This is a genomic window from Candidatus Pelagadaptatus aseana, assembly GCF_040362265.1.
GTDB classification, from domain to species: domain Bacteria; phylum Pseudomonadota; class Gammaproteobacteria; order Pseudomonadales; family Cellvibrionaceae; genus Pelagadaptatus; species Pelagadaptatus aseana.
Genome location: NZ_BAABNJ010000002.1, coordinates 182,322 through 206,905, shown reverse-complemented (window position 1 = coordinate 206,905; position 24,584 = coordinate 182,322). Strand labels below are relative to the sequence as shown.

The following is a 24,584-nucleotide window of genomic DNA, read 5'->3' as shown; positions in this document are numbered from 1 at the left end:
ATGCAACACACTGACAACAAAGCACATTCCACGGTTTCTGATAATCGCCCGCCAAATTGTTTGGGCAATGTCACCGAATATTCATGGGCGGATGCTTTTTATAGAAAAGACATCGATGCGTTCCTGAATATTTTTGATCCCCGAGTCACCCAATCCGCCTCTACCAGCCCCTATATCAACTACGGCAGCCAGGAGGTAGCAGGGACATTTCAATGGGCCAGCCACTTCTATCAGCGTTGCGACTTCACCCATCAGGCATCGGCCCATCTGATTGAATTTCTGGAGTGGGACTTAACCACCGCCAATAATATGCACATGACCGGTATGACGGTTTTAACCAAAGATCCGAAAGGCAAAGTCATCAAGGTCTTCAATGGCCACCGCAATCTCACCGAAACCGTTATATTTCCGGAGCACTTTGTAAAAGGCCCAACAGGCAAAGGCACCGTTGCCCTGTTCCATAAAAAGGCGCTGAAAAAATACGGGCTTGATCATCAGTTTCCAAGAAACACCCTTGACTTCAAAGCGACCTCGGATGTCTCGGAAGCAGCCTATATCGATGCGTTCCGGTCTGGTCTGAGCAGCGAATTCATCAACCTTCTGGCCGACGATGTGGAGCTTTCCGGCAGCTATGTCGCCAACACGCTCAAAGGGAAAAACAGGGTCAGCCATTGTATGGGACTGGTTGCCAATTTCTATGAACACTGCACCTTCACTACCCAGGCAACTGAGGGTAACCGAACCTACCTGCTCTATCGCGGCAGATTGCGCAACGGCATGGTCATCAGCGATGGTTTTTTAATACTGGTTCGCAATGCATCGGGCCAGATTACAGAGATCATGGACAACCCCATCCCCATGCATGCCGGCACCCTGATTTCTGCCTATCTGGCAGCGCATCATGATGACAAGGCCTTTGCCGAACAATTTTTCTATCACGAAAAACTGTTTGCCAAAGCCGTCAGCCGATATTCACTCGATGGCGTCTATGGCGATAAAACCCGTGATTTGTCATCAATCAAGGGCTTTCTGGCGCATTTTTTTATTCAGGTTTAGACGCATTATTACCCGACTCTGCAGAGGCAGCCACAGTCAAGACAACGTCCGATACTGGCATCATATGTGGCTGTCAGATTCTGCCGAGTTAACAACTCGGTTAGCCCGAGGTCGTAAAGCGGGAATTGTAGCTCATCACCGAGCTTGCATAACGATAACCAGCGGCCCGATAGCGGGCACTGCGCTGGTAGTTTCCGGGTCCAACGTTATACATGGCCAGCGCCTTGTCCAACTTTTTGTAGCGATCCTTGAAAGTCTTTAATACGAAGGCCGAACAGATCACATTGTTATAGGGGTCACTGACATCCAGACCACATTCGTCCTGCCAAAAGTTGGGTTTGATCTGCGCCAATCCGACTGCGCCTGCCCAGGACGTAACATTGACTCGAAAACTGGATTCCTGAGCGATCACCGACGTCAGCAGAAAAGGATCAAGGTCGTGCATCTGCGCCGCGGAAAGAATCCAATAGGGTAACTTTTCAATTTCTTCGGCGTGGGGAAATAAACGTTTGATCGATGCCTGAATCTGCTTTTCTCGCAACTCATCACTGGCGACAACAGCCATGGATATGACAGCCAGTGTTTTCTCCATACGCTGTTGATCAACGGGCACAAACAGATAGGCGGCTACTGAAGTCAGGAAAAAGAAGGCGCACATACTACTGACAGCCCCCACTACCCAGGCAGTGGCCGCAATAAGATATCTTGAAGTCTGCTGTATCAACATTTGCATTGCCCTCGTCGTCTGAAGAGGTATCCCGATGAGTTCAGGCAATTATCAAATGTCAGTGATTCAAATGATGTGGGCTAATCTTTAGCGAATGTGTTGCGGGGTCACACTGCGGTTTTAAAAAGCCTCCTGCAAACCGATGTAAAATCCCTGATTGTCGTCATTGCCCGCGGCAATATCAAAGCGCAGGTGAACCCGACTGGCCGGCTGAATGGCGTAGCGCAGCCCCACCCCGGCACTGTAATAGACATCTTCCTGGTTGCGGTCTTCGGCACTGCCCCCGCGCAGGTCCACCGCGCCGGCAAAGCCCACCAGTTTCCAGGTATCCGAAATATAATAGCGGTACTCCGCCTGTACTCCGGTGAGGTCGGTACCTGAGGCTTCTCCGGCGTTAAAGCCACGCAAATAACTGCGCCGCCCCAGATAGGACTCACCCGAATAGGGAGCATCATCGGACACATAGCGACCGAAAAAACCCAACGCCAGCACATCGTATTCGGCCATTGGCAGGTACTTGCCATAACTGACTTCATACACGTCGTAGTCTTCGTCCGAACCCAGTGCATCCATATAGGAAAATGTATTGACCTGAAACAGCGAGCCGCTGTAGGGGTAGAAGTGATTATCGCGGGTATCGTATTCCGCAGACAGACCCAAACCAAAGACGTCGTTATCACTGGCTCCGGTGGCCGCGATAAAACCTTGCCCCAGAGCATTGCGTGCCGAGTATTCGCTTAAAATCGCGGTGGCATTAAACCCCAGCAGCCAATGATCCGTGATCCGCCAGTGCTGGCGATGAAACGCCAGTATCGCCTTGGTATCGAATTCGGCACCGTCAAAATCATTGCGAACCCGAATCAACCCTGCAGCGGTGGTTGCCCGTTTGTTGTCACCGGCCCAATAGGCCTGATTGCGGGCGAAGGCGGAATAACTGTCGGTATTTGAATACTGAAAGGCTGCCAGCACCTGAGAGGGGCGATCACCGGTTGGGGTCTGATAGAGATAGGAGGATGTCGCGCCCAAGCCAGTACCAAAAGACGGACTGGATGACACAATGGGTGCCACGGCAAAATTCTTTTGTTTTTCAGGTTCCGCATCGGCAGCCCAACAAGCACCGGCACTGAAACCCAGAGCCAGTAGTGGAGTTGTCCATTTCAACATTCTTGACATAACACACCTTCCCCGAGTAACCAGCGCCTGAGTCAGACACTCTCAAACACCGTTCACAGACACCATGCAAAGGCAACAAGGGTGACGACTCAGACGGCGCTTATCTGTGTTAAAAAGTTACGGTAATGTGTTAAAACCAGATCAGGTGCCTCTACCTGAGGGTAGTGCCCAATCTCCGCCATCTCCCCCAGATAGTCTAGACGACACTCCAGCTGTTGATAGCGCGCCACCATATGACTGCCGGAAACCGGGTCTTTAGAGCCATTGATAACAGCCAAAGGCATGGTGGCGTTCTGCAGAGCCTCCACCCAGCGCTGGCGGTGCTGCTTGCGATCGCGCATGTAGGTAATCAGGTTGTGGAACAGGTGTTTGCCGTTATTTTCATTGATAAAGCGCCAGAAAACCTGAAGCTCCCACTCACTGGGTTTGGTCTTGGGGCCAAACACATGGCTGAAGTTTTTCGAGAATTTGCCAAAGCCGTTAAAGCTGTTGACCAGCGCACCGAGTGGTGACAACAGCAGTTTCTGGGTTAACAACGCGCGGTGGGTTTCCGGAAACAGGCCACCATTGAGAAAACAGCCCGACAACCACTGTCCGACACCCTTGCCTTCGAGCTGTCGCGCCAGCAACTCCTGAGCCACAGTATCACCGTAATCGTGGGCCAGAATGTGGTATTTTTTAATGCCCAACTCTGCGAGCAGCGACTCAAACAGGTCTGCCTGACCATGAATGGTGTAGTTACGCCTGTCCGGTTTTTCCGACAAACCAAAGCCCAGCATGTCCAGACTGATCAGCCTGAAGTTTTGCCGCAGGTCTTGCCACAGTGGCAGCCAGTCCCAACTGCAGGTGGGGAAACCGTGAATCAACACAATAACCGGTTGATCCAGATCACCTTCATCCATGGTGAAGATTTTGTGGCCATTGAGCTCTCGGTACTGGCCCCGCTGGCGCCAGTGTAAAACCTCCTCTTCCACCCCCCGGCGGGCGGTGCTCGGCTCGGAAGTTGCGTCATCCTGATTGATGCGTTGCAAGTTGTCAGACATCCAGATATCTCTCCCATTATTATTCTGCCAAGCTAGTTTGAGGCCGATACTGACCCATGACCTAGCAGATGGATTACCCCTTATACCCCCACAAATAAAACACAAACAGAACTTGACGTCTAGTTCAATTTAGATCTTAATTTAATCAAAACAGCTATCCGGAAATTGATGCATGAAGCCCTTACCCACCCAAAAGCGCGCGCTGGAAAAACGCGCCGCACTGGTAAACGCCGCCCAAATCAGCTTTGCCGAAAACGGCTATGAAGCCACAACGGCCAAAACCATTGCGGCAAAGGCCGAAGTGGCAACGGGTACCTTCTACCAATATTTTGATAACAAAGACGACATGCTGCGGGTTATCGCCCAGAAAAAGCGCGATGAGATCTATCAGGCCATGCCGGAACTGGCCGCCAGAGTGATCGAAACAGCGGCCCCATCCACCGAAGACCTGTTTCGCGACGTTCTGGAGCTTATCTACAGCTACCACGAGGCCGAAGCCGAGTTGCATCAGGTTCTGGAACAGCGTCGTGTCAACGACCCCGAACTCGATGCCATCCTGCTGCGCTCTGAAGACATTATGGAAGACAAGGTACGCCAGTTTGTAAAAACCTTTAACAAGGACAATCCGGAAGCCGTTGCCTACAACCTGTTTGCGATGGCGGAGGGATTGGTACACCGGCATGTATTTGGTAACCCGGATACCGGCAAGCAGGAAACCCTCGATCTGGGCGCCAGAATGCTGGCCTGTTATTTCGACTGTCAGCACTAAACCACAACAATAACAACACACGGAGTCACATCCATGAGCGAAGCCAACAACCACTACGATCTGGTGATCAAAGACGCCAAGGTATTTAACGAAGGCAAAACCGCCGTTATCGAAGATCTGGCCGTCACCAATGGCAAGGTGGCAGCGAGAGGCAAAAACCTCGACACCACCAACGCCAAACGGGTCATTGATGGCAAGGGCCTGTGGCTGACACCGGGACTGTTTGATATCCACACCCACTACGATCTGGAACTGGAAGTCTCACCGGGCTTGCCGGAATCCATTCGCCACGGCACCACCTCGGTAGTGATTGCCAATTGCAGCCTGGGTCTTGCCTTCGGCAATCAGCGTGACGGCCGCAACGATCCCATCGTCGATTGCTTTGCCCGGGTTGAAAATGTCCCCAAGTCCATTTTGCGCAACTGCGCCGACAGCGTCGACTGGCACACTCCCAAGGATTATCTGACTCACCTTGAGGGTCTGAATCTGGGTCCCAATGTCGCCACCCTGCTGCCTCATTCCATGCTGCGAATCGACGCCATGGGTTTTGAAGCCAGTATCAGCCGCGACCCGGATCACCACGAAATGCGCAAAATGAAAACCACCCTGAGTGATGCCGTGGATATGGGTTACGTTGGCCTGTCCACCGATGCCCTGCCCTTTCACTATCTGGCCAGCAAGGCCCACTGCGATAAAACCATCCCGACCCAGTTTGCCAAATACGACGAGCTGAAAACCCTGACGAACATCCTGCGTGACAAGGGTGCTGTGTGGCAGGCCACACCACCCAAAGACAGCCCCCTGGGCACCTTGAAAATATTCCTGCTGACCAGTGGCCGCCTGCACGGCAAAGCTCTGAAAACCACCGTGGTCGCAGCTCTGGATATTTTCAATAACTGGAAAATCATGCGTCTTGGCAAAATACTGTCGCGGCTGCTCAACAGCCGTTTTTTGCAAGGCGACTTTTACATGCAGGCACTTGGAGCTCCGTTCAAGACCTGGTCCGATGGCGCCGTAACACCTCTGGCCGAAGAGATACCTGAATTGCGCCGCCTCAATGAAACCGATCTTGAAGACCGTGAAGCCCGCCAGAAGATCCTGAATGACCCGGATTACATCCAGACATTTCGCGCCATGTGGCTCAAAGGCAAAAAGGGTTTTGGCATCGACCGGATCAAGCGCCTGCTCAATATGGAAGACTACGCCTTTAATCGTACCCTGGCGGATATGACCGTAGACGTCTGTCCGATGGCGCACTGGCAAGGCATGGATTTTCAAACGTTGTTTGATCGGGTCAAGCACATCAAAAAAGGTCAGGAGCCGGCCGACATGACTGAAGCTGAACAGCTGCTGGTGGCCACGGATTTTTTCTGGATCAGCGATGAAGCCGATTTTATGTTGCAGATGCTGCGCACCTTCGACACCGATCTGAGCTGGTGCACCGTTACCGCCAATCGCGATCCAATCACCACCCGCAAACTGATCATGGACCCCAAACTGTTGCCCGGATTTAATGACTCCGGTGCGCATCTGACCAATATGGCCTTTTATGATGTGAATCTGCGCAGCCTGAAACTGGCTGCCGAAGGTGGTGATCAGGACGTCAGTTACATGGTTAAGCGCCTGACCAAAGACGCCGCCAATCTGTTCAATGTCGAAGGTGGCAGCATCAACGTCGGCGACAAAGCCGACCTGATTCTGATCGACCCAGAACAACTGGCCAGCTACGATGGTGAAGCCAACGTCGCCCGGGTTCACCGGGAAGAGTACAACCATCATCAACTGGTGAATCGCTCTGAAGGCGTTGTGCCTCTGGTGATGGTGAGCGGCAAGGTCGCCTGGGAAGACAACGACTTCTCCAGCGATCTGGGCAAAACCCCCATGGGGCAACTATTGCGCGCCAACAACCGATAAAACACCATGAGCGAACGCATTTTGATTCTGGTGGATGTTCAGAATGTCTACTACACCACCCGGCAGGCCTTTGGCCAAAACTTCGATTACAACCGGTTTTGGTCACAGGCCACGTCGGGCCAGCAACTGGTCAAGGCCATTGCCTACGCCGTCGATCGCGGCGATGAAAAACAGCGGCAATTCCAGAATATCCTTCGCGCCATAGGGTTTGAGGTAAAACTCAAACCCTACATTCAGCGTACCGATGGATCATCCAAAGGCGACTGGGATGTCGGCATTACCATCGACGCACTGGAGTACGCCGATCAGGTTGACACCGTGGTACTGGTATCCGGTGATGGCGATTTCGATATTCTGGTAGAAAAGCTGCGCCATGACAGAGGCAAGCGGGTTGAAGTCTACGGCGCAGAACCACTGACAGCACAATCACTGATCAAAGCCGCAACCCGCTTCCATCCGATTCAGGGGCCCCTGTTACTGAGTTAAGTCTGAAGCTACTGGGCTAAGTCAGAAGCCACTGGGCTGAGCCTGAAACGGGTGTTCAGGCCTTTTTAACGAATTTGGCGGTAATCATCATCTCACCGGCACCGGATACTTTGCAGTCCAGTTCGTGATCCTTGCCCTCGACAATACGGCGAATCACGGCCTTGGTGCCAATTTTCAACACCTGAGAACTGCCTTTAACCTTCAAATCTTTGACAAAGGTCACCTTGTCTCCGGCTTCCAGCAAGGTGCCGTTGGAGTCTTTGACGGTAAAAGTATCCTCATCTTCTGATGCTTCCGAAGGATTCCATTCATAGCCGCATTCGGGACAGATCAGTAAAGCCTGATCCTGATACACGTATTCAGAGTTGCATTTGGGGCAAGGAGGCAGGGACATAATAATTACTTCATGCAAAGGATATTGGGAACAAGTCAGCCGATACTGTTCTGACACCCCTCTATTCTAGACCCCAGAGTTTTAAAGATGTACTAAAACCTGCATTAATTACCCACGACATTACCCGGCAGAAATCACTGATCTATACTTAGCAGATCACTTTTCACCCAAGGTTTAAAAGATCTATGGTCGAAGACAGAATCAACATCAACGGAGAGTTTCTGGGCATCAGCTCCCTTGCCATCTACAGTGCACCGTGGTTCCTGCAGCTACTTCTGCTAATGCTGGTGGTCGCTCTGTTTATCATCAAAACCTCAAGGGATTCGCGACAACTGAACCGTTTGGTTAAAAAACAGGAAAGTGACGAACTGGATGATTTTATTGCCGATATCAACAGGGCATTTTTTGGCTTTGCCGTTCCCACCAAAAATCTCGCCGCCTATTGGGTAGGATTTCTGATTTACCTTGTAACCATCGGCTATGCCCTGATCAATACCTATATGCATCTTTACGGTTAATGACATTCGGCCATTACCACGACTGGCCATACTGAGCGAATGACTTACCCAGCGTAAAGCGAGGCAAGTCATCATTTCAGAGATGGTGATGGAGCATCACATCGGCAGCAAATTTAACGCAACTCCGACGGTAAAAAATCCAACAAAGATAACTGCGGTACCGTAAAAACGGGTTGTTTCTGTATTCATAACTAAAACCTCGAAAGATCAATCAAACGGTAAAAAACCGATCCATGCTTTGCTGTTGTTTCAAGCTTTTCGTTTTAGTTATGTATTTCGCTTATTGCCTTATTGGAATTTTTATAGGTAGGAAAGCACCAGAACTTTTTGCTTTGGCACTTTGTGAACGAGATATTAGTGACAGCAGCTTTCTGCCACAATGGCAAAAAATGCCAAAGCTTTGGTAAAGCGGTTAAGAATGGTTAAAACTGTGAACAGCGTCTCAAACCTGAATCACAGAGAATTCAGATTTGAGACTTAGTTGAGCGTAGGGTATTAACTCGGCTGCATTTAGCGCAGCTGTTGTAAAAGCTCGGAGTTAACAGAATTGCAGTTAACGGGATTTCATATAGGCACGCCAACCACCAAAGTGCGTCACATCTTCGGCACCCTCGACACCGTATGGTTCACAGATAAATCCGGTAACCATGCGGCCATCGCTGACCTTGACCTTGCCAATTCCCAAGGGCGCGGGAATACCTGCAACAAAACTGCCAAACTGATCGGCTGGAACAGACCAGATTTCCACATCAATGGCCGCCCCCTCGCCTTCGCTGTACACCAAGCCGGGACGGAACGGTGGCCCTCCGGCCAACGCATACATTTTATAATCCGGCGTGGTTGTGGTTGTTTCTTTCAACACCGCTCCCCGTTCACGCAGCTGCCAGTTCAACGGCAGACCATCGAGGTGGGCACCACAAACCAGGACATCGATACAGGCCGTATCGATGACCGGATTATCAGCCAAAGGCGGTTGCGGATAATCCAGAGCCGCCACGGTCATCCCAATTGATTGCTGAATGCGGTTGGCAATCGACAACAGCGCACGATCGCTGAAATGATTACCTACCAGAGTAATACCAAACGGCATGCCATTGTCGGTAAAGTCGGTTGGCACAGAAACCGCTGCCATATCCAACAGGTTCATAAAGTTGGTGTAGTAACCCAGCTGACTGTTGCGCAGAATCGGCTCCTCCAGCATTTCCGCAATGGTAAAGTGACGACCGGCCGTAGGCGTGAGCAAACAATCAAATTGCTTTAACTGATCCAGACACAATTGCTTTAAATCGTTGAGGCGATACTGCGCCTTGAACAAATCCGTTGCCGGCGGTTTGCCACCCGGCGCAATGATGTCACGCACCACCGGGAAAATGGCCTCGGGGTTGTCATCGATCAGCGGTTGCGCCGCAATATAGCGCTCGGACACCCAGGGGCCTTCGTAGAGTAACTTGGCCGCCTCATCAAACGGCGCATAGTCGATTTCGACAAACTCAAACCCCTGATCCGCCAATTGAGTCAGGGTTCTCTGGTAGGATTTTTGGTAATCGTCACAACCAAAAAACTGCAGTTGCTGTTGCGGTATCACCCCCACTTTCAATGGGCCCTGACGCAAACCATACTGCCGCGCCTGGTTGGAGAATGGATTGTGGCGACTGTAACCATCACGGATATCAAACCCTTCGGCGCAGTCGAGAATGGTGTTGGCGTCATCGCTGTTGTAAGCAAAAATACTGATGCAATCGAGACTGCGGCAGGCCGGCACCATGCCACTGGCCGAGAGCAAACCAATGGACGGTTTTACTCCCACCAGATTGTTAAAGCAGGCCGGCACGCGACCGGAACCGGCGGTATCGGTACCCAGACTGAAACTGGCCAGACCCAGCGCTACGGAGACAGCCGAGCCGGAGCTGGAACCACCACTGACATACTCGGGGTTAAAACTGTTTTGACAGGCACCGGCAAACGACCGGGTGCCATTCAAGCCTGTGGCAAACTGATCAAGATTGGTTTTACCCACCGGAATGGCACCGGCGTCGATCAACTGCTGCACCACCTGAGCCGACTCTGTTGGCGTATAGGCAAATTCTTCGCAGCCGGCGGTGGTGGGAATACCCGCCAGATCAATATTGTCTTTGATGGCAAAGGGTACGCCCCACAGTGGCGAGGAAGACGGATCTTTTTCAGCCAGCGCATCCAGATACGGCTGCGTTTCTTCGACCGACAGCTGGTACAACCAGATGTTGTAGTCCTTGTATTGTTCCGCTTTTTCTCGAACTGCGGCCATTACTTGTGCGGGCGTTAACGTGCCTTCTTTGTAGGCTTTTTTTAATCCCGACAGGGTCATGTCAATCATATTTAATCCTTGCTCTTCTCTTACTGTGCTCTTCTCTTACTGTTCTTCGATGATGACCAATGCCTGTCCGGCATTGATGCGTCCGCCCTCGTCGGACAACAATTGCATCACTTCACCATCGCAGGGCGCGTGCACCGAAATTTCCATCTTCATGGATTCCAGAATCATCAACACCTGCCCAGCCTTTACCTGATCTCCTACGGCCACTTCCACCTGCCAGACACTGCCTGACATCGGACTGTCGACGGCGGTCTGGTGTTCAGCCCAGCTGGCTTCTTCAACCACGGCGTCTTCCACATCCGATTCAAAATTGAACTGCCCCGTGGCGTGCCAGTGCTCAAGCTCGGCCTCAAATGCGTCATTGCGGTGCTCGACAAAAGCTTCTATATCGCTCTGATTGTCACTGAGAAACTGCTGGTATTCGCCGAGATTAAAGGTGGACTCTTCAATCTTCAGCGGGTAACGGCCCTGAGGAAAATCCTTGCGAATGGTTTGCAACTCTTCGTTGCTGACCTCGTAAAAGCGGATCTGGTCAAAGAAGCGCAGCAACCAGGGCTGTTCGAATTCTTTGGTCTGACGATAGCGATTCCACATTTGCAGGGTGCGGCCAACGAACTGATAACCACCCGGGCCCTCCATACCGTAAACGCACAGATAAGAACCGCCAATACCCACGGAGTTCTCCGCAGTCCATGTACGGGCCGGGTTGTACTTGGTGGTCACCAGGCGATGGCGCGGGTCCACCGGAGTCGCTACCGGCGCACCCAGATAGACATCCCCGAGCCCCATCACCAAATAGGAGGCGTTAAAGACAATGTCTTTGACATCTTCGATGGAATCCAGACCATTAATCCGGCGGATAAATTCCAGATTGCTCGGACACCAGGGGGCATTGGCACGTACCGACTGACTGTATTTCTCAATCGCCAGACGACAAGCCTCGTCGTCCCACGACAGGGGAATATGGACGGTACGCGACGGCACACTGAGTTCGTTCAATTGCGTCGACAAAATCTTTTCAGCTTGCTGCAAATAATCAATCAACGCCCGATGACCAATCACCTGACTGTCGTAGTGTATTTGCAGTGAACGAATCCCCGGAGTCAGCTCCTTCAAGCCATCGAGTGGATTTTGCTGTAACCACTGCATCAGCGCGTGGGCGCGAAAACGCAACCGGATATCCAGTTCCAACTCGCCGTATTCCACCAGCAGAAAATGATCACCGGCGGCGCGATACACCACATCATCACCGACAGCGTCTGCGCTGAGGCAATCCAGAATCGGCGTCTCAGGCTCGATCCGCGCAATGGGCTGGACAATGGGCTTTAACGCCAGTAACTGTTGACGTTGCTGCTTTTCAATGACGACCGCATCATCAATGGCAACCGGCACAAATCGCACCTTGTCACCGGCGCGCAGCTGACCCAGCTTCCATAGATCGGCGGTAATTACCGTAGCCGGGCAAACAAAGCCACCCAGTGACGGGCCGTCGGGTCCCAGAATTACCGGCATATCACCGGTAAAGTCGACGGTACCAAAGGCATAGGCGTTGTCGTGAATATTGGACGGATGCAAACCAGCCTCGCCACCATTATCGCGCGCCCAGTTGGGTTTGGGTCCAATCAGGCGTACACCGGTGCGACTGGAGTTATAGTGAATTTCCCAGTCCGTATTGAAAAAGGTTTCAATGTCCTCGCCGGTAAAAAAGTCTGGCGCACCGTGGGGGCCATAGATCACCCGCAACTGCCAGGTGTTTTCAATCACAGGCCGCAGAGCATCCGGCAGTTGCGTATGGGTAACGGCTTGACTGCCAGCATCCAGTTGCAATACATCACCGGCCCGCAAGGCCCGGCCGTTATGACCGCCAAACTGCCCCAGAGTAAAGGTGGACTTGGATCCCAGATAATCCGGACATTGAATACCGCCACGCACACACAAATAACTGCGCGCGCCCTGCTCTGCCACGCGCCCCAGCTTTAACTGCTGACCGGGTTTGACATCTATCACCTGCCACAGCGGTACAGTTTCACCGTCGAGGCTGGCATCAATCTCGGCACCAGCCACTACAATTTGCGAAGCTGAAGCAAATTTCAGAGTTGGCCCCTGCATGGTGATTTCCAGACCGGCATCCCCCGGCTGATTTTGCAACAGGCGATTGGCCAACTGGAACGAATGGGAATCGAAAGGCCCGGAAGGGGGCACACCCACATCCCAGTAGCCACTGCGACCGGGATAATCCTGAATGGTGGTCTGAGTGCCGCCTTGAATGACGTCGATGCGGGCTGGCTGATAGCTGAAATCATTCAGATAACGGGTAGTGACTTCGCCTTGCAACAGGGTTTTGTCCTGACACAGCGCCTGCAAATAGCCGAGGTTGGTCTCGCTGCCATACAGGGTGGTTTTCTGCAGAGTCTGCAGTAACTTGGTCAATGCACTCTGGCGATCGTCACTGTAAACAATGACTTTGGCAAGCATGGGATCAAAATACGGCGGCACCTCAATACCGGATTCCACCCAGTGATCGATGCGTACACCTTCGCCCTCAGGAAACGCCACCTTGCTCAATAATCCCGCACAGGGCTGAAAGTTCTGATAAGGATCTTCGGCGTAAATGCGCACCTGAATCGCGTGACCCTTGGGCTGCAATTGTTGACGCAGGTCATCCAGTGCAAAGGTTTTACCGGCCGCCAGTGAGACCATCCACTCAACCAGATCCACCCCGAAAACTTCCTCGGTCACCCCGTGCTCTACCTGCAACCGGGTATTCACTTCCAGAAAATAGAATGCTTCGGTATCGGCATCAAAAATAAATTCCACGGTACCGGCATTACGATAATTAACGCTGGCCAACAAGTCTTCTGCAGTACGATGAATCTTGTTCCGCACCGCATCGGATAAATTCGGTGCAGGACATTCTTCCACCACCTTCTGATTGCGGCGCTGACTGGAACAGTCTCGCTCACCCAGCGCCAGCGCCTTGCCCTGACCGTCGGCAAACACCTGCACTTCGATATGCCGGGCGCGGGCAATAAACTTCTCCAGGAACACCCCGTCATCGGCAAAGTTATTGGCGCCGAGACGTTTCACCGAATCAAACGCCCCACGCAGATCCTCTTCGCTGTGGCACAACTGCATGCCAATGCCTCCGCCGCCAGCGGTGCTCTTGAGCATCACAGGGTAACCAATGGCTTCAGCCTCACTACAGGCCTGCTCCAGGTCGGTCAACAAATCGGTGCCGGGAGACAGCGGCACGCCGGCATTAACGGCCAACTCTCTGGCTTTGTGCTTTAAGCCAAACACCTCCATCTGTTCCGGAGTGGGGCCGATAAAGGCAATGCCCTGAGCTTCGCAGCTGCGCACAAAGCTGGCGTTTTCACTGAGAAAACCATAACCCGGATGAATGGCCTCGGCGCCGCTTTGTTTGACAATGGCAAACAGCTTTTCCGTATTCAGATAGGTTTCAGCCGCGGCACCTTCACCCAGACTGTAAGCTTCATCAGCCAGTTTGACGTGCAAACTGTCAGCATCACACTCGGCATAAACGGCGACCGATCCAACACCCATTTTATTGAGGGTGCGGATAATGCGCGCGGCAATGGCGCCACGGTTGGCGATCAGGACTTTAGTAAAATGATTTTCGCTCATAACAAACCTTCACCGGGCCGTCCCGGATTTACACATGCAACGATGGCCGTCCATCGAGGGTATTTACGGCGTGATAGTGGGTCTAATTATTAATTCCAAACCAGTAATTCAACGGGTGTCGGGTTGTAACCGTTACAGGGATTGTTCAACTGAGGACAATTGGACATTAAAACAACCACATCCATCACAGCTTTCATCTCGACGTATTTTCCCGGGGCCGAGATACCGTCTTCGAAAGTCAGCCCCCCCTCAGAAGTTACGGGGACATTCATAAAGAAATTAATGTTGTGGGAAATATCGCGCTTGCCAATGCCATATTCCGGATGCTCGGCCACAGCCAGCATCCAGCTGTCCCGGCATGAATGCATGCAACGTTTTTCCAGATCGTATCGCACGGTATTACTCTCCGTGGCACAGGCACCGCCCAAAGTATCATGGCGACCGCAGGTATCGGCGGTAATTTCCAACATAACGTTATTGTCATTGGAGCGCAGTTTGGTGCCCGTGGTGATATAGACATTGCCCTGCTCACGAATGGTGTCCATGGCACTGTAACGCTCTGCCGGATCGCTGGCATTAAAGAACAGGGTATCGGCCGCCTGATTACCTTCCAGATCAAGAATACGCAGGGTCTCACCGGCTTTTACAACGCCAATGTAGTAATCACCGGAATCAATGATTTCACGGAAATGGGCATTGTCCGGATTCAGCTTACTTTCGGTTAACACGATCAGATACTCCCCAGGTGATACAAGCGATTATTTTCAAAGCCGCGACGGTTTTCATCGCGATAGTTCATGCAGAAGTCATCCTCGGCAACCGGATCAGCCACGCCAAGTTCAATTTGCACGGGACGACGCGGGTATTCGGCTGCTTCACTGAGAGGGTGAGGACAGGTGTGCAGTAATACCAGTGTATCCATTTCGAAGCGCAGACTGATGCGGCTCCCTGCGGGACTATTCTCTTCGAGCAATTTCATACCGCCCTCATCGGTCACCGTTACCTTGCTGAATAAATTGATATTGGCGGCAAGATCCTGAGCATTCAGACCATACTTTGCCAACTCAACCAGAAACGAATCGTGACCATTCTGCATCCATTGATTGCGATGACTTTGATAATCCCTTGCTCCCCAGCGGGCTTCAATGTGAGAGGCGCGCGAATTGCCTGAGACAGTTTCATGCCAGCCGACCGTGTCCTCAACAATGGATGCAAAGATGCGACCCATATCCGAATACAGGCAATTGCCTTTTGTTAGCTTAAAAGTGTGTTGGCACTTGAGGCTGTCCGGTGCGTTATAGCGCTCCAGTAAATTCTCGGGGTTATAAAACAGCATCCCGACATTGGCTCCGCCTTCGAGATCAGTCAGGGTCATCAGGGTGCCTTTGCGAACCCTCAAAGACCAATGGCTGGCGCCGGGTATCGTGGTTGTGTATTCCGTGGTACTCATAGGTCTCTCACTAGGTATTAAACGTTCAGGTTAAACGCTCAGGTTTTTGCTTTTGGTAATGGGTGAATCGGTGGAATGATCGAAGAGCTCAGCAGCAGCTTGCCGGATTCAATACCACGCAATGTGGTCATTCTGTCAGCAATCATTTTTAATTTTTTTGCCGGCCCCTGAACCAGAACAACCGACATGGTTTTATTTTCCGCCAGATTGACATTCAAGGTACTGATCACTTCGTCAATGTGCTCGTACTGCAACTCGTTCAACTTTTTTTGCAGACCCGGTACGCCGTGGTTGTAGACAAGATTCACAGTACCAGTCATCACATCTTCACCGAGTTTGGTGCGATGTTCATTCACTTCATGGGCAATCATGTCGCAAATAGCCTGAGAGCGACTACCAAAGCCTCGATGTTCCACCATCAAGTCCAATTCAGCCAACAGGTTTTCCGGTAAGGAAATGCTGATGCGGCTGACACCCTGATTGGAATTTTCTTCAGTTTTTGTACTCATAATCTTGGACCATAAAACAGATTTACAGCAGCGATACCCAGCGCGACAGCACCCGAACATTATCGGTAATGAACTCTTCTATATGAGTTCGGCTGTCAGCGATCACCAGATCGGGCTCAAAGCCATTACTGCGCATATAGGACGCATTGTTATCACACATTTCTTCAACCAAGGGCTGATCAACTTCAAGATGGTACTGAAAACCATAGACGCTTTTACCAAATCGAAAAGCCTGACAGGCCGTCAAATCCGAATGAGCTAACCAGATACTGTCAGGCAGTGACGCAATGTAATCACCATGAAAATGATAGGCGGGAGAGCGGCTCGGATAATCGTTGAGCAGCAAGTCCTGCGCGGCGGTGCTGTCCATGGTCAGGGGGTACCAGCCAATTTCTTTGACATCATTAGGTTTGACCTCCCCCCCCCAGAGCCTCAGCAATGATCTGCGCACCAAGACAGATACCAATAACCGGTTTGTCCTGTTCTGCGTAAAGACGCACCAACTCCATTTCGGCAGCCAGGTAGGGATAGCTTTCAACTTCATAGGCACCCTGAGCGCCACCGAGAATGACCAAGCCCGATGCCACTGGAATATTGGCCAGATCATCGGTCAGATCCCAACCATAAAAATGGTGAACACTAACCTGCTCTTTGATGAGGATCTGTTCCAGAATACCGGCACCTTCTCTGGCATCATTTTGGATAATCAACACTGATTTCATTGGCTAAACTCAAAAAAACATTAAAACAAGTGGCCGTATTTTTCGATTTCCCAGGCACTGACCGTGGTGTGGTATTCGTTCCACTCCTCGGTCTTGTACTTGATGAATTCATCACGCAGTTCTTTACCCAGCGTTGCCGTTACAAATGGGTCGGCAGCAAAGGCTTCCACGGCTTCTGCCAAGGTGCGTGGTAAAAATTCGATGCCACGATCACGGCGCTCGGCCTCGGACAATTCGTATAGATTGTCGTCCTGAGGTTTACCCGGATCCAAACCTTCGCGGATGCCTTCAAGACCAGCGGCCAGAGCCAGCGTTGCCGCCAGATAGGGGTTGACCGCACCGTCGGCATTGCGCGATTCACAGCGACCGCCCCCCATGGGTACACGGATCGAGTTGGTGCGGTTATTGGAACCGAAAGAATTGAAAACCGGAGCCCAGGTGAAGTAAGGCATGTCTCCCTGCCTGACCAGTCGCTTGTAGGAGTTTACGGTTGGTGCAAACGCGGCACACAGTGCACGACCGTGCTTGATGATACCGGCAATAAATTGATAGCCGATCGGGGTGATACCCAGACCATTGGGGTCGTCTTTGGGATCACACTTAAACACATTCTCACCAGTGTCCAGATCGTAAAGTGACATATTGAAATGCGCACCGTTACCGGTCTTGTTTGAGAAAGGCTTGGGCATAAAGGTCGCCAGTAAGTCTTCCTGCTTGGCATATTCCTTGGCCATCAAGCGCAAAAAGGTAAAACGGTCACAGGTGGTTACCGCATCGGCGTACATAAAATCGAATTCATACTGGCCGTTGGCGTCTTCGTGATCGAATGAATACAAGTCCCAGCCAAGATCATCAATCGACGTCGCCATTTTATCCAGCCACTCAAATTGATCCAGAAAACCTCGGGTGTCATAACAGGGTTTGGTCAATTTATCGTCCGGATTGGGGATCGACAGTGAACCGTCTTCGTTCTTTTTGAGCACAAACAATTCCGCTTCAATACCCAGGTTCATACCGAAACCCATTTTTTCGGCTTCGGCCAACACATTTTTCAGGGCAACGCGAGTATTCAGCGGATAGGGTTCGCCTTTGAAGGTGTTATCCGCCGGCATCCAGGCCACTTCGGGCTGCCAGGGCAGCTGAATGATGTGATCCAGATCGGGAACCGAAGCAATTTCATCGTCGTTAGGCGCCTGCCCCAAACCATCCAGCGCGTAACCGGTGTAGAGCTCTGAACCGTGGGCCATATGCTCCAGATGACTGATCGGTACCACTTTGCCCTTGGGTATGCCATGGATATCGACATAAACCCCCATGCAGTACTTAACGCCTTTTGCCATCAAGTCCTGCTGAATTTTTTGTATCTCTTCTGAATTTTTCATCATTATTTATCCCGATAAAACAAATTTGCTGAATCCTAGGCGTTCCATTTTTCAAAATAGGAGTGCGGTAAAGGCGGTGTTTCCTGCTGACCTCGCTCAAACAGCTCGGCCAGATCCGCGACCATCCACTCAAACAGTTCCTGACCTTTCTGTTCTGATGCCTTGGAAGGAAACCCGGTAACACCGTTGGTACTGGTGCGATTTACCGGATGGGAAAAAACACAGGTTTGGGTGCGATCCTCATCATCGGAATCCATCATTTTCTCTTCCCGAACCATGGCGGGACTGATGGCCATCATCAACGATGTTTCGGCGTCGTTGGCGTGCCAGTCATCGGCATCATCGAAATGAGCCTGCTTGACTCGCTCGCTGATCGAAGCACTGTTGACCAGTGCCACCATCAAGTCATCGTGCTCAGCTCGCAGCATCTCCAGTGCACATCGCAGCGGCGCAAAATTGGTGACATGGGAATTGACAATAAAGAGCCGTTTAAACCCAGAGGCATGAACCCAGTCACCAGAGTCTTTAACCACATCGATCAGGGTTTTGGGTTGCAGTGCGATGGTACCGGGCCAGCGTTTTGAATGGCCGATAGAACAGCCGTAAGGCAGCGTCGGCATCAACAGCACATCCGCTCTGGCAGCGGCCGCTTTGCATAGCTTGTCGGCAATATCGGTATCCATACCACAACCCATGTGCGGGCCGTGTTGCTCTGTCGCACCTACGGGGAGCACTGCGACATCAGCACCACGGGCTACCATCTCACCCACTTCTTCCCAGGTCATTTCATGTAAGGCATTCATAATCAGAAAACACTCCCTACTTCATCATTGACTGGCACCATGCGCACCATATTCAGGTTGGCACCCTCTTCGTCATCCTCCTGTCCCGGGGGATGAATCAATTCTTCGATACGTTTTTTGGTCGCTAGAAATTCATCGCTCAAAAACTGATCCGGGTGACGCGGCTGGGGCACAGGCACCTCAATCACTTCATCCACTTCGCCGGGGTTGGCTTTCAGAACCAGAATCCGGTCGGCCAGATACACCGCCTCATCCAGATCATGGGTAATAAACAGAACCGTGATATCAATGTTCTGCCAGATTTCCATCAGATAGGCCTGCATCTTGGCCCGGGTCTGTGCATCCAGCGCCCCGAAGGGCTCATCCATCAATAAAATTTTTGGCTGATTGGCCAGGGCTCTGGCGATGGCAACACGCTGTTTCATACCACCGGACAGTTGATGGGGATAGCTGTCGGCAAAACGGCTCAGGCCAACCAGATCAATCCACTGCATGGCTTCCTGCTCGGCGTTGGCAAAGCTGTGACCGGATTCCAGTAAGCCGAACATCACATTGCGTTTCACACTCAGCCAGGGGAACAGGGTATAACCCTGAAACACCATGCCCCGATCTGGACAGGGCCCGGACACCTCTTCACCATTGAGCAGCATTTTTCCACTGCTCTGATTTTCCAGTCCCGCCAAAATGCGAATCAATGTGGACTTACCGCAACCGGAAGGTCCAATCACGCAGACAAATTCACGGCGATGGACTTTGAAGTTGATATCTTTTAATGCCGTTATCTGCCCCTGAGGCGTATCAAAGTGCTTATGCAAGCCTTGTACTTCCAGCGTCACCGGGCGTTGCTTCAGACGATCAAAGCGGTCTTTCACCTCGGGACTCTGATCCAGATAGCTGGGTAATTCATGGGGGGTATTCATCGTTATTCCTCTTCACCTGTTTCGGGCTTTAACGTCTCTACAATCGGCATCAGGCCTTGGCCGGGCCCTGCTGCCATGGGAAGAGACGACGGCCGATATAGGCCAGGATCAAATCAATCACCAGCCCCATAATTCCAATCATGATGATGGCGGCGAAAACGTTATCGAAATTTTTATAACGGGCTTGCTGGGTAATAAACCAGGTAATACCGGAACTGGTGCCGATCAATTCGGCAACAATCAGATAGGTCCAGGCCCATCCCAGTAAAATGCGCATGTCGCGGTATAGATCAGGGAGAATTCCCGGGACCACAACCTTGAACAGCAAACTCTTTTTCTTCGCGCCCAATGTTTGGGCCGCTTCCAGCAGTGCCGGGTCCAGTTTGCGAGTGGTATTGGCAACGACCAATACCTGTTGGAAGAAGGTACCAATAAAAATAATGGCAATTTTAGGGGCGTGATGAATCCCCAATATGGCAACCGCTAGCGCGCCAAAAGCAGGCGCCGGCAGGTAGCGAAAGAATTCAATAAAAGGCTCAAACAATCGTGAAAAGAAATCATAGGTACCCGCCATAATCCCCAGCGGCACACCAATGATTGAAGAAAGAAAGAACCCCCAGAAAATCACTTGAATACTGTCCCAAAGACTTTCGTGCAGCCACTTCTCACTGCGTCGCTTGGGTTCGGTGGTAAACGCGGTGTAGAACGCAGTAGCCACTTCATGAGGCGCAGGCAGATAAATCGGATTGGCTCTTTCACCTACGGGCAACACGCCATCATTGGCAACAATCTTTTCGACCTCGGCGTCATAGACAGCGCGATCAACCAGCATGCCGGGTTTGAAATAAGCGACATCACCGGGCTCGACAACTTCCATTTTGGGGTGCCACAAAAACGGCAGATAGCTGATGGCACACCACAGCAATATGGGGATGGCGAAACTCAATAACGCCACGGACGCTCTGGATTTTGCTGGTAACTCTTTTCTTACCGCAAACAGGTTGGTTGCGCTCATGCTCATCTACCCTTTAATACAATTTAAACATCACAGTTAACGCCGCTTTCACGTTTCCTGTGGACATAACCTCCCCGTCACATGACCGCAAAGCATGAGAGAAGGAAAAGAATCAGGGTTAATAAAAGTAGGCGGAGCAGAGTGCTCCGCCTGATTTATGCACTCAATGACTGAACGTCATGCCAGTGCCGATCGATAACTTACAGAGCCTTCATCAGAGATGGGTCAATGTAGGAATCAACGTCCAGAGAACTTTCATACACCTTGTTGTCGACGTTGAATTTATCGGAGATAACAGAAGAGCCATAAAGAGATTTAAAGCCTTCAGCTTTTTCCATAAATGGCAGAGCTTCTTCCAGAGTCAGAATCTTGGTGCCATCGATAAAGCCTTTGTATTCCTCTGCTTCCAGACCAACACGGGCCGCCATGATCTTGATGGCGTCTTCCTGAGTGGCAGGATCCTTCAGGTAGGCAACGGCCTTGTACCAAACTTCCAGCACTTTCTGCCATTCCGCTTTACGAGTGGCCAGACTGGATGGCGCAACCGCCAGCACATCGTAAATCAAGCCAGGCTCATCGGCACTGGAGTAAATCTTGGTAGAACCGGGAACCAGCTTCAGCGCCTGACCGGAGCTGGGCTGCCAGGCAACCACGGCATCAACATCGCCAGAAGCCAGAACCTGAGGAGTTTCATTGGTTGGTACGTTAACCAGTTCCACATCCGTTTCACTCATGCCGGCTTTTTCCAGAGCATTCAACAGCAACAGATGGCCAACGAAGCCAACTTCAACACCAATCTTTTTGCCTTTCAGCTCAGCCACGGAACTGATGCCAGGCTTGGCAACGATCATGTCATTACCGTTACTGTAGTCATTGACCAGAATCATCACATTTTGCGCACCAGTGGCACCGGTCACCAGCGCATCACCATTGGTCATGGCAACCGCATCCAACTGACCCGCGGCAAACGCATCCATACTGGCAACGTAGTCAAACCACTCGAATTCAACCGCGACGCCGGCCTCTTCAAACATACCTTTTTCAATGGCAATTTCCCAGGCCACCCACCCTGGCCAGTCGCTGTAACCAATTTTCAGAGGTGCTCCTGCAAACGCCTTGGCAATCATGAAACTGCTCATCATCAAGGCAACAAAGAATTTCAGTGTTGTTCTCATATTCCGCTCCAGTATTACGATTAATTATTTCCGTAATACTTTATGCTTAAATTATGCCAACTGTGTTTTATCGCAATAAACGTCAGTAACAACGGGCCATCATCGTTTTTTCCTGCAAAACATAGTCCCCATAAAATCTTTCGCTGATGGTGCTCACGCACCAATTTAAAGCCTGCTTTTAGACTTGCGCCCCAAATTTGCACAATCTGAAAACCTCGAATCCTTAATTCATCGGCTTAAACCCGGTGTTAACCCCAATAAATTAGATGGCCCGGTTTTTGATTGAATATTCTCCAGACAATCCAACCCCGGGACGACCCGGCGAACAGACTCCCCATCGATCGATGGTAACCAACCCATCGGTTTCCGGGATCTCTCGACTCACTCTGGACGGCCAGCAATCCAATTGACAGGAGCCGTTACCATGAGCAGCACACCATCTCATAGCGCCTTTACAACCTTGCCCATCGTCGACATGACGTTGTTGTTTTCCGACAACATTGACGATCGCAGACAATTCGCAAAATCCCTGGATCAGGCAACTAGGGATGCCGGCTTTCTTTACTTAAAGGGACATGGCATTAATCCCGATCTGATCAGCCGGTTAAAACAGGAAACCAAACAGTATTTTGCTCAGGATTATGAAACCAAGATGCATCACTACATCGGCCGTTCCAATAATCACAGCGGCTATGTACCTCAGGGGGAGGAGCAGTTCTACGACGACAGCGGTCGAACATCTGGCGACACAGATCCAATATCCCGACCGGATAAAACAGCGGATTTAAAAGAGGCTTATGACATAGGACCGGAATCCAGCAGTTTAATGGCACGCATAACCAGCAATGGCTGTAACCAGTGGCCTGATAACCTGGCGTTTAAACAAGCAGCCAGCGATTACTATCAGGCCATGCTGGATTTAAGCCGTAAGTTATTTTCCGGTTTTGCTATGGCACTGGGTCTTGCCGAAGATCACTTCACTGCCAGCCTGAGTAAACCACCCAGCCAGCTCAGATTGATTCACTACTTCGACAACCCCAATGCCAGTGCTAACGATTCTGGTATTGGCGCCCATACTGACTACGAATTTTTTACCATCCTCTTGCCAACCTCTCCGGGTTTGCAGGCCCTCAATGGTGCCGGCGAATGGGTGGACATTCCGGTTCTGGACGACTGCTTTGTCATCAATATCGGTGACATGATGGAAGTGGCCAGCCACGGCCACTACATGGCCACCTCGCACCGCGTCAGACAGGTAAAAGAAGAGCGCTACTCGTTTCCATTCTTTGCCAGCCTCGACTACGACACCCGGGTCGAACCGATTCCGGCTCTGGCAAAGAAGGCAGCGGGTGAGCACCAACCCGAGCAAACCGATTCGAGCCTTGTCTGTGGTGATCACTTGCTGGCTCAAACTATCCAAACCTTTGCCTATTTAAAAAAGCGTCTGGCCAATGGCGAGATTGAGCTACCTGATGGCTCCCGAGAGCTTTCGTCTTTCGGCCAACTTGCCAGCGCAGTCGCAGAGTAAGAGCCATCAGCCATGAACATAAAGAGCCAGCAGCCATGAACCTGACGGATCTACTTGCACAACACCAAACAACACCCGCCAACTCGGTGCCCGACTGGGTAATCGGCGCGTTCAAGCGCCGTTCCATCAGTTTTGCCAACGGCCTGACCGATATACAAACCCATGTATTCTGGCTGCAAAGTCGCAACCTGACGGTGGACTTGCGATTGCCGATCGACGCTGAACAGGTCACCGAAAAAGTGCTGCAGGATTTCTCCACAGACGACATTCGTGCCCTCGCCAATTACGAGGGCTGGAGCGCCGACAGCGTCTGGTTAAATGATCAATTGAGCTGGAGCGGCGGTACCTCTTTGCAACTGCACAATCGCTGGCCGGAGCCGGCTGAACTCAAGCGCATCGGCGATTGCATGGTTGAGTTTGCCCCCAGTGGCGCCTATGTCGAGGATTGGCGTCTGCTGTCACGCAGTAGTGGTCCACTGCTGGGTTTGAAGCTGCTCGAAGAAACGGATGCAACCACCGGCGAGGTGCGCCATCGCGATGGTGCACTGATTATCAATGGCGACTGGGCGGGCTTGGTGTTGGGTCGCCCAACACCCTTAACATCCGACACACCGCAACCGCTCAGAGAACTACTGGACAGCAACGGCAGTGACGATCTGTTACAGCAGGCCATTTTTCAGTTTGAAACTTCCATTGCTCAGGGCAATCTTGACGATGGCTTCCGGATCAAATATTCAACCCTGCCACAACGGGTTAATCAGACACTGTTTCAGCTCGACGGCTTCGAGGTGGATAGCGACAATAAAACCGTGCTGCATCGATTCCATGACAAGGACAGAGAGATTATTCGACGCTTCAGTATCGATACCATCGAAAATCACTTTGGCTTCTCTCCCATGACCCGCCAAACCAGTCCATCGAAAGATTGGTTTGATCGAGAGCAGGAAACACTGAATCGCTATCTCTGCCCTGTCCAGACATAGGGAAACAGCGAAAAGCCTG

General features: G+C 51.4%; 23 protein-coding genes. 7 read left to right on the top strand and 16 right to left on the bottom strand.

All coding sequences use genetic code 11. The features are described from left to right. On the top strand, window positions 1–1,056 hold the full coding sequence (locus ACPXV9_RS03530) for a hypothetical protein (protein ID WP_423894631.1): 1,056 nt from the start codon (window positions 1–3) through the stop codon (window positions 1,054–1,056). Between the two features lie 100 nt (window positions 1,057–1,156). Here the strand turns inward: ACPXV9_RS03530 and ACPXV9_RS03525 are convergent, their stop codons facing one another. The 3 genes from ACPXV9_RS03525 to ACPXV9_RS03515 form a co-directional block, all read right to left on the bottom strand. After that, window positions 1,157–1,783: a transglycosylase SLT domain-containing protein gene (locus tag ACPXV9_RS03525; RefSeq protein ID WP_423894629.1), complete on the bottom strand. Its 627-nt coding sequence runs from the start codon at window positions 1,781–1,783 to the stop codon at window positions 1,157–1,159. Between the two features lie 120 nt (window positions 1,784–1,903). Beyond that, the gene (locus ACPXV9_RS03520) at window positions 1,904–2,956 is read right to left on the bottom strand and encodes a BamA/TamA family outer membrane protein (protein WP_423894628.1); all 1,053 of its coding nucleotides are present in this window, start codon (window positions 2,954–2,956) and stop codon (window positions 1,904–1,906) included. Window positions 2,957–3,045: 89 nt separating this feature from the next. Continuing rightward, the gene (locus tag ACPXV9_RS03515) at window positions 3,046–3,999 is read right to left on the bottom strand and encodes an alpha/beta fold hydrolase (protein ID WP_423894626.1); all 954 of its coding nucleotides are present in this window, start codon (window positions 3,997–3,999) and stop codon (window positions 3,046–3,048) included. Between the two features lie 172 nt (window positions 4,000–4,171). Between ACPXV9_RS03515 and ACPXV9_RS03510 the strand changes: the two genes are divergently transcribed. Genes ACPXV9_RS03510 through ACPXV9_RS03500 form a run of 3 tightly spaced genes read left to right on the top strand, consistent with a single transcriptional unit; the run spans window position 4,172 to window position 7,168 of the window. Then, entirely contained in the window at window positions 4,172–4,768 is a 597-nt protein-coding gene (locus ACPXV9_RS03510; RefSeq protein ID WP_423894624.1) for a TetR/AcrR family transcriptional regulator, read from the top strand. Between the two features lie 33 nt (window positions 4,769–4,801). Continuing rightward, window positions 4,802–6,682 (top strand): N-acyl-D-amino-acid deacylase family protein, encoded by a 1,881-nt coding sequence (locus ACPXV9_RS03505; protein WP_423894622.1) that lies wholly within the window; start codon window positions 4,802–4,804, stop codon window positions 6,680–6,682. Window positions 6,683–6,688: 6 nt separating this feature from the next. Further along, window positions 6,689–7,168 carry an NYN domain-containing protein gene (locus ACPXV9_RS03500; RefSeq protein ID WP_423894621.1) on the top strand — a complete coding sequence of 160 codons (480 nt, stop codon included), beginning with the start codon at window positions 6,689–6,691 and terminating at the stop codon, window positions 7,166–7,168. Window positions 7,169–7,223: 55 nt separating this feature from the next. On the opposite strand, the gene ACPXV9_RS03495 is transcribed toward ACPXV9_RS03500, so the two are convergent. Next, window positions 7,224–7,562, bottom strand: coding sequence for a zinc ribbon domain-containing protein YjdM (locus ACPXV9_RS03495; RefSeq protein ID WP_423894620.1), 339 nt, complete (start codon window positions 7,560–7,562; stop codon window positions 7,224–7,226). Window positions 7,563–7,747: 185 nt separating this feature from the next. Here ACPXV9_RS03495 and ACPXV9_RS03490 point away from each other — a divergent pair, with 185 nt between their 5' ends. Then, window positions 7,748–8,080 (top strand): hypothetical protein, encoded by a 333-nt coding sequence (locus ACPXV9_RS03490; protein ID WP_423894619.1) that lies wholly within the window; start codon window positions 7,748–7,750, stop codon window positions 8,078–8,080. A 553-nt stretch (window positions 8,081–8,633) separates the two neighbouring features. Here the strand turns inward: ACPXV9_RS03490 and atzF are convergent. The 12 genes from atzF to ACPXV9_RS03430 form a co-directional block, all read right to left on the bottom strand. Continuing rightward, window positions 8,634–10,433, bottom strand: a complete 1,800-nt coding sequence (gene atzF / locus ACPXV9_RS03485) for an allophanate hydrolase (RefSeq protein ID WP_423894618.1) — start codon at window positions 10,431–10,433, stop codon at window positions 8,634–8,636. 36 nt (window positions 10,434–10,469) lie between these two features. Next, window positions 10,470–14,078: an urea carboxylase gene (uca, locus tag ACPXV9_RS03480; RefSeq protein ID WP_423894616.1), complete on the bottom strand. Its 3,609-nt coding sequence runs from the start codon at window positions 14,076–14,078 to the stop codon at window positions 10,470–10,472. Between the two features lie 89 nt (window positions 14,079–14,167). Next, a complete protein-coding gene (locus ACPXV9_RS03475; protein ID WP_423895038.1) occupies window positions 14,168–14,758 on the bottom strand; it encodes an urea amidolyase associated protein UAAP2 in 591 nt (196 codons plus the stop codon). Window positions 14,759–14,808: 50 nt separating this feature from the next. Next, on the bottom strand, window positions 14,809–15,528 hold the full coding sequence (locus tag ACPXV9_RS03470) for an urea amidolyase associated protein UAAP1 (protein ID WP_423894614.1): 720 nt from the start codon (window positions 15,526–15,528) through the stop codon (window positions 14,809–14,811). Between the two features lie 38 nt (window positions 15,529–15,566). Then, a complete protein-coding gene (gene nikR / locus ACPXV9_RS03465) occupies window positions 15,567–16,037 on the bottom strand; it encodes a nickel-responsive transcriptional regulator NikR (RefSeq protein ID WP_423894612.1) in 471 nt (156 codons plus the stop codon). 22 nt (window positions 16,038–16,059) lie between these two features. Continuing rightward, window positions 16,060–16,407, bottom strand: a complete 348-nt coding sequence (locus tag ACPXV9_RS03460; protein ID WP_423894610.1) for a hypothetical protein — start codon at window positions 16,405–16,407, stop codon at window positions 16,060–16,062. Between the two features lie 34 nt (window positions 16,408–16,441). Next, window positions 16,442–16,759 carry a glutamine amidotransferase-related protein gene (locus tag ACPXV9_RS03455; protein WP_423894609.1) on the bottom strand — a complete coding sequence of 106 codons (318 nt, stop codon included), beginning with the start codon at window positions 16,757–16,759 and terminating at the stop codon, window positions 16,442–16,444. A gap of 20 nt (window positions 16,760–16,779) precedes the next feature. Further along, on the bottom strand, window positions 16,780–18,144 hold the full coding sequence (gene glnT, locus ACPXV9_RS03450) for a type III glutamate--ammonia ligase (protein WP_423894607.1): 1,365 nt from the start codon (window positions 18,142–18,144) through the stop codon (window positions 16,780–16,782). Between the two features lie 32 nt (window positions 18,145–18,176). Continuing rightward, window positions 18,177–18,944 (bottom strand): creatininase family protein, encoded by a 768-nt coding sequence (locus tag ACPXV9_RS03445; protein WP_423894605.1) that lies wholly within the window; start codon window positions 18,942–18,944, stop codon window positions 18,177–18,179. A gap of 2 nt (window positions 18,945–18,946) precedes the next feature. Further along, window positions 18,947–19,864 (bottom strand): ABC transporter ATP-binding protein, encoded by a 918-nt coding sequence (locus ACPXV9_RS03440; RefSeq protein WP_423894603.1) that lies wholly within the window; start codon window positions 19,862–19,864, stop codon window positions 18,947–18,949. A 49-nt stretch (window positions 19,865–19,913) separates the two neighbouring features. Continuing rightward, window positions 19,914–20,879, bottom strand: a complete 966-nt coding sequence (locus ACPXV9_RS03435) for an ABC transporter permease (protein ID WP_423894602.1) — start codon at window positions 20,877–20,879, stop codon at window positions 19,914–19,916. 200 nt (window positions 20,880–21,079) lie between these two features. Continuing rightward, window positions 21,080–22,054 (bottom strand): ABC transporter substrate-binding protein, encoded by a 975-nt coding sequence (locus ACPXV9_RS03430; protein WP_423894601.1) that lies wholly within the window; start codon window positions 22,052–22,054, stop codon window positions 21,080–21,082. Between the two features lie 424 nt (window positions 22,055–22,478). Between ACPXV9_RS03430 and ACPXV9_RS03425 the strand changes: the two genes are divergently transcribed. After that, a complete protein-coding gene (locus ACPXV9_RS03425; protein WP_423894600.1) occupies window positions 22,479–23,582 on the top strand; it encodes an isopenicillin N synthase family dioxygenase in 1,104 nt (367 codons plus the stop codon). A gap of 35 nt (window positions 23,583–23,617) precedes the next feature. Further along, entirely contained in the window at window positions 23,618–24,565 is a 948-nt protein-coding gene (locus ACPXV9_RS03420) for a hypothetical protein (RefSeq protein ID WP_423894599.1), read from the top strand. The last annotated feature ends 19 nt before the right edge of the window (window positions 24,566–24,584 follow it).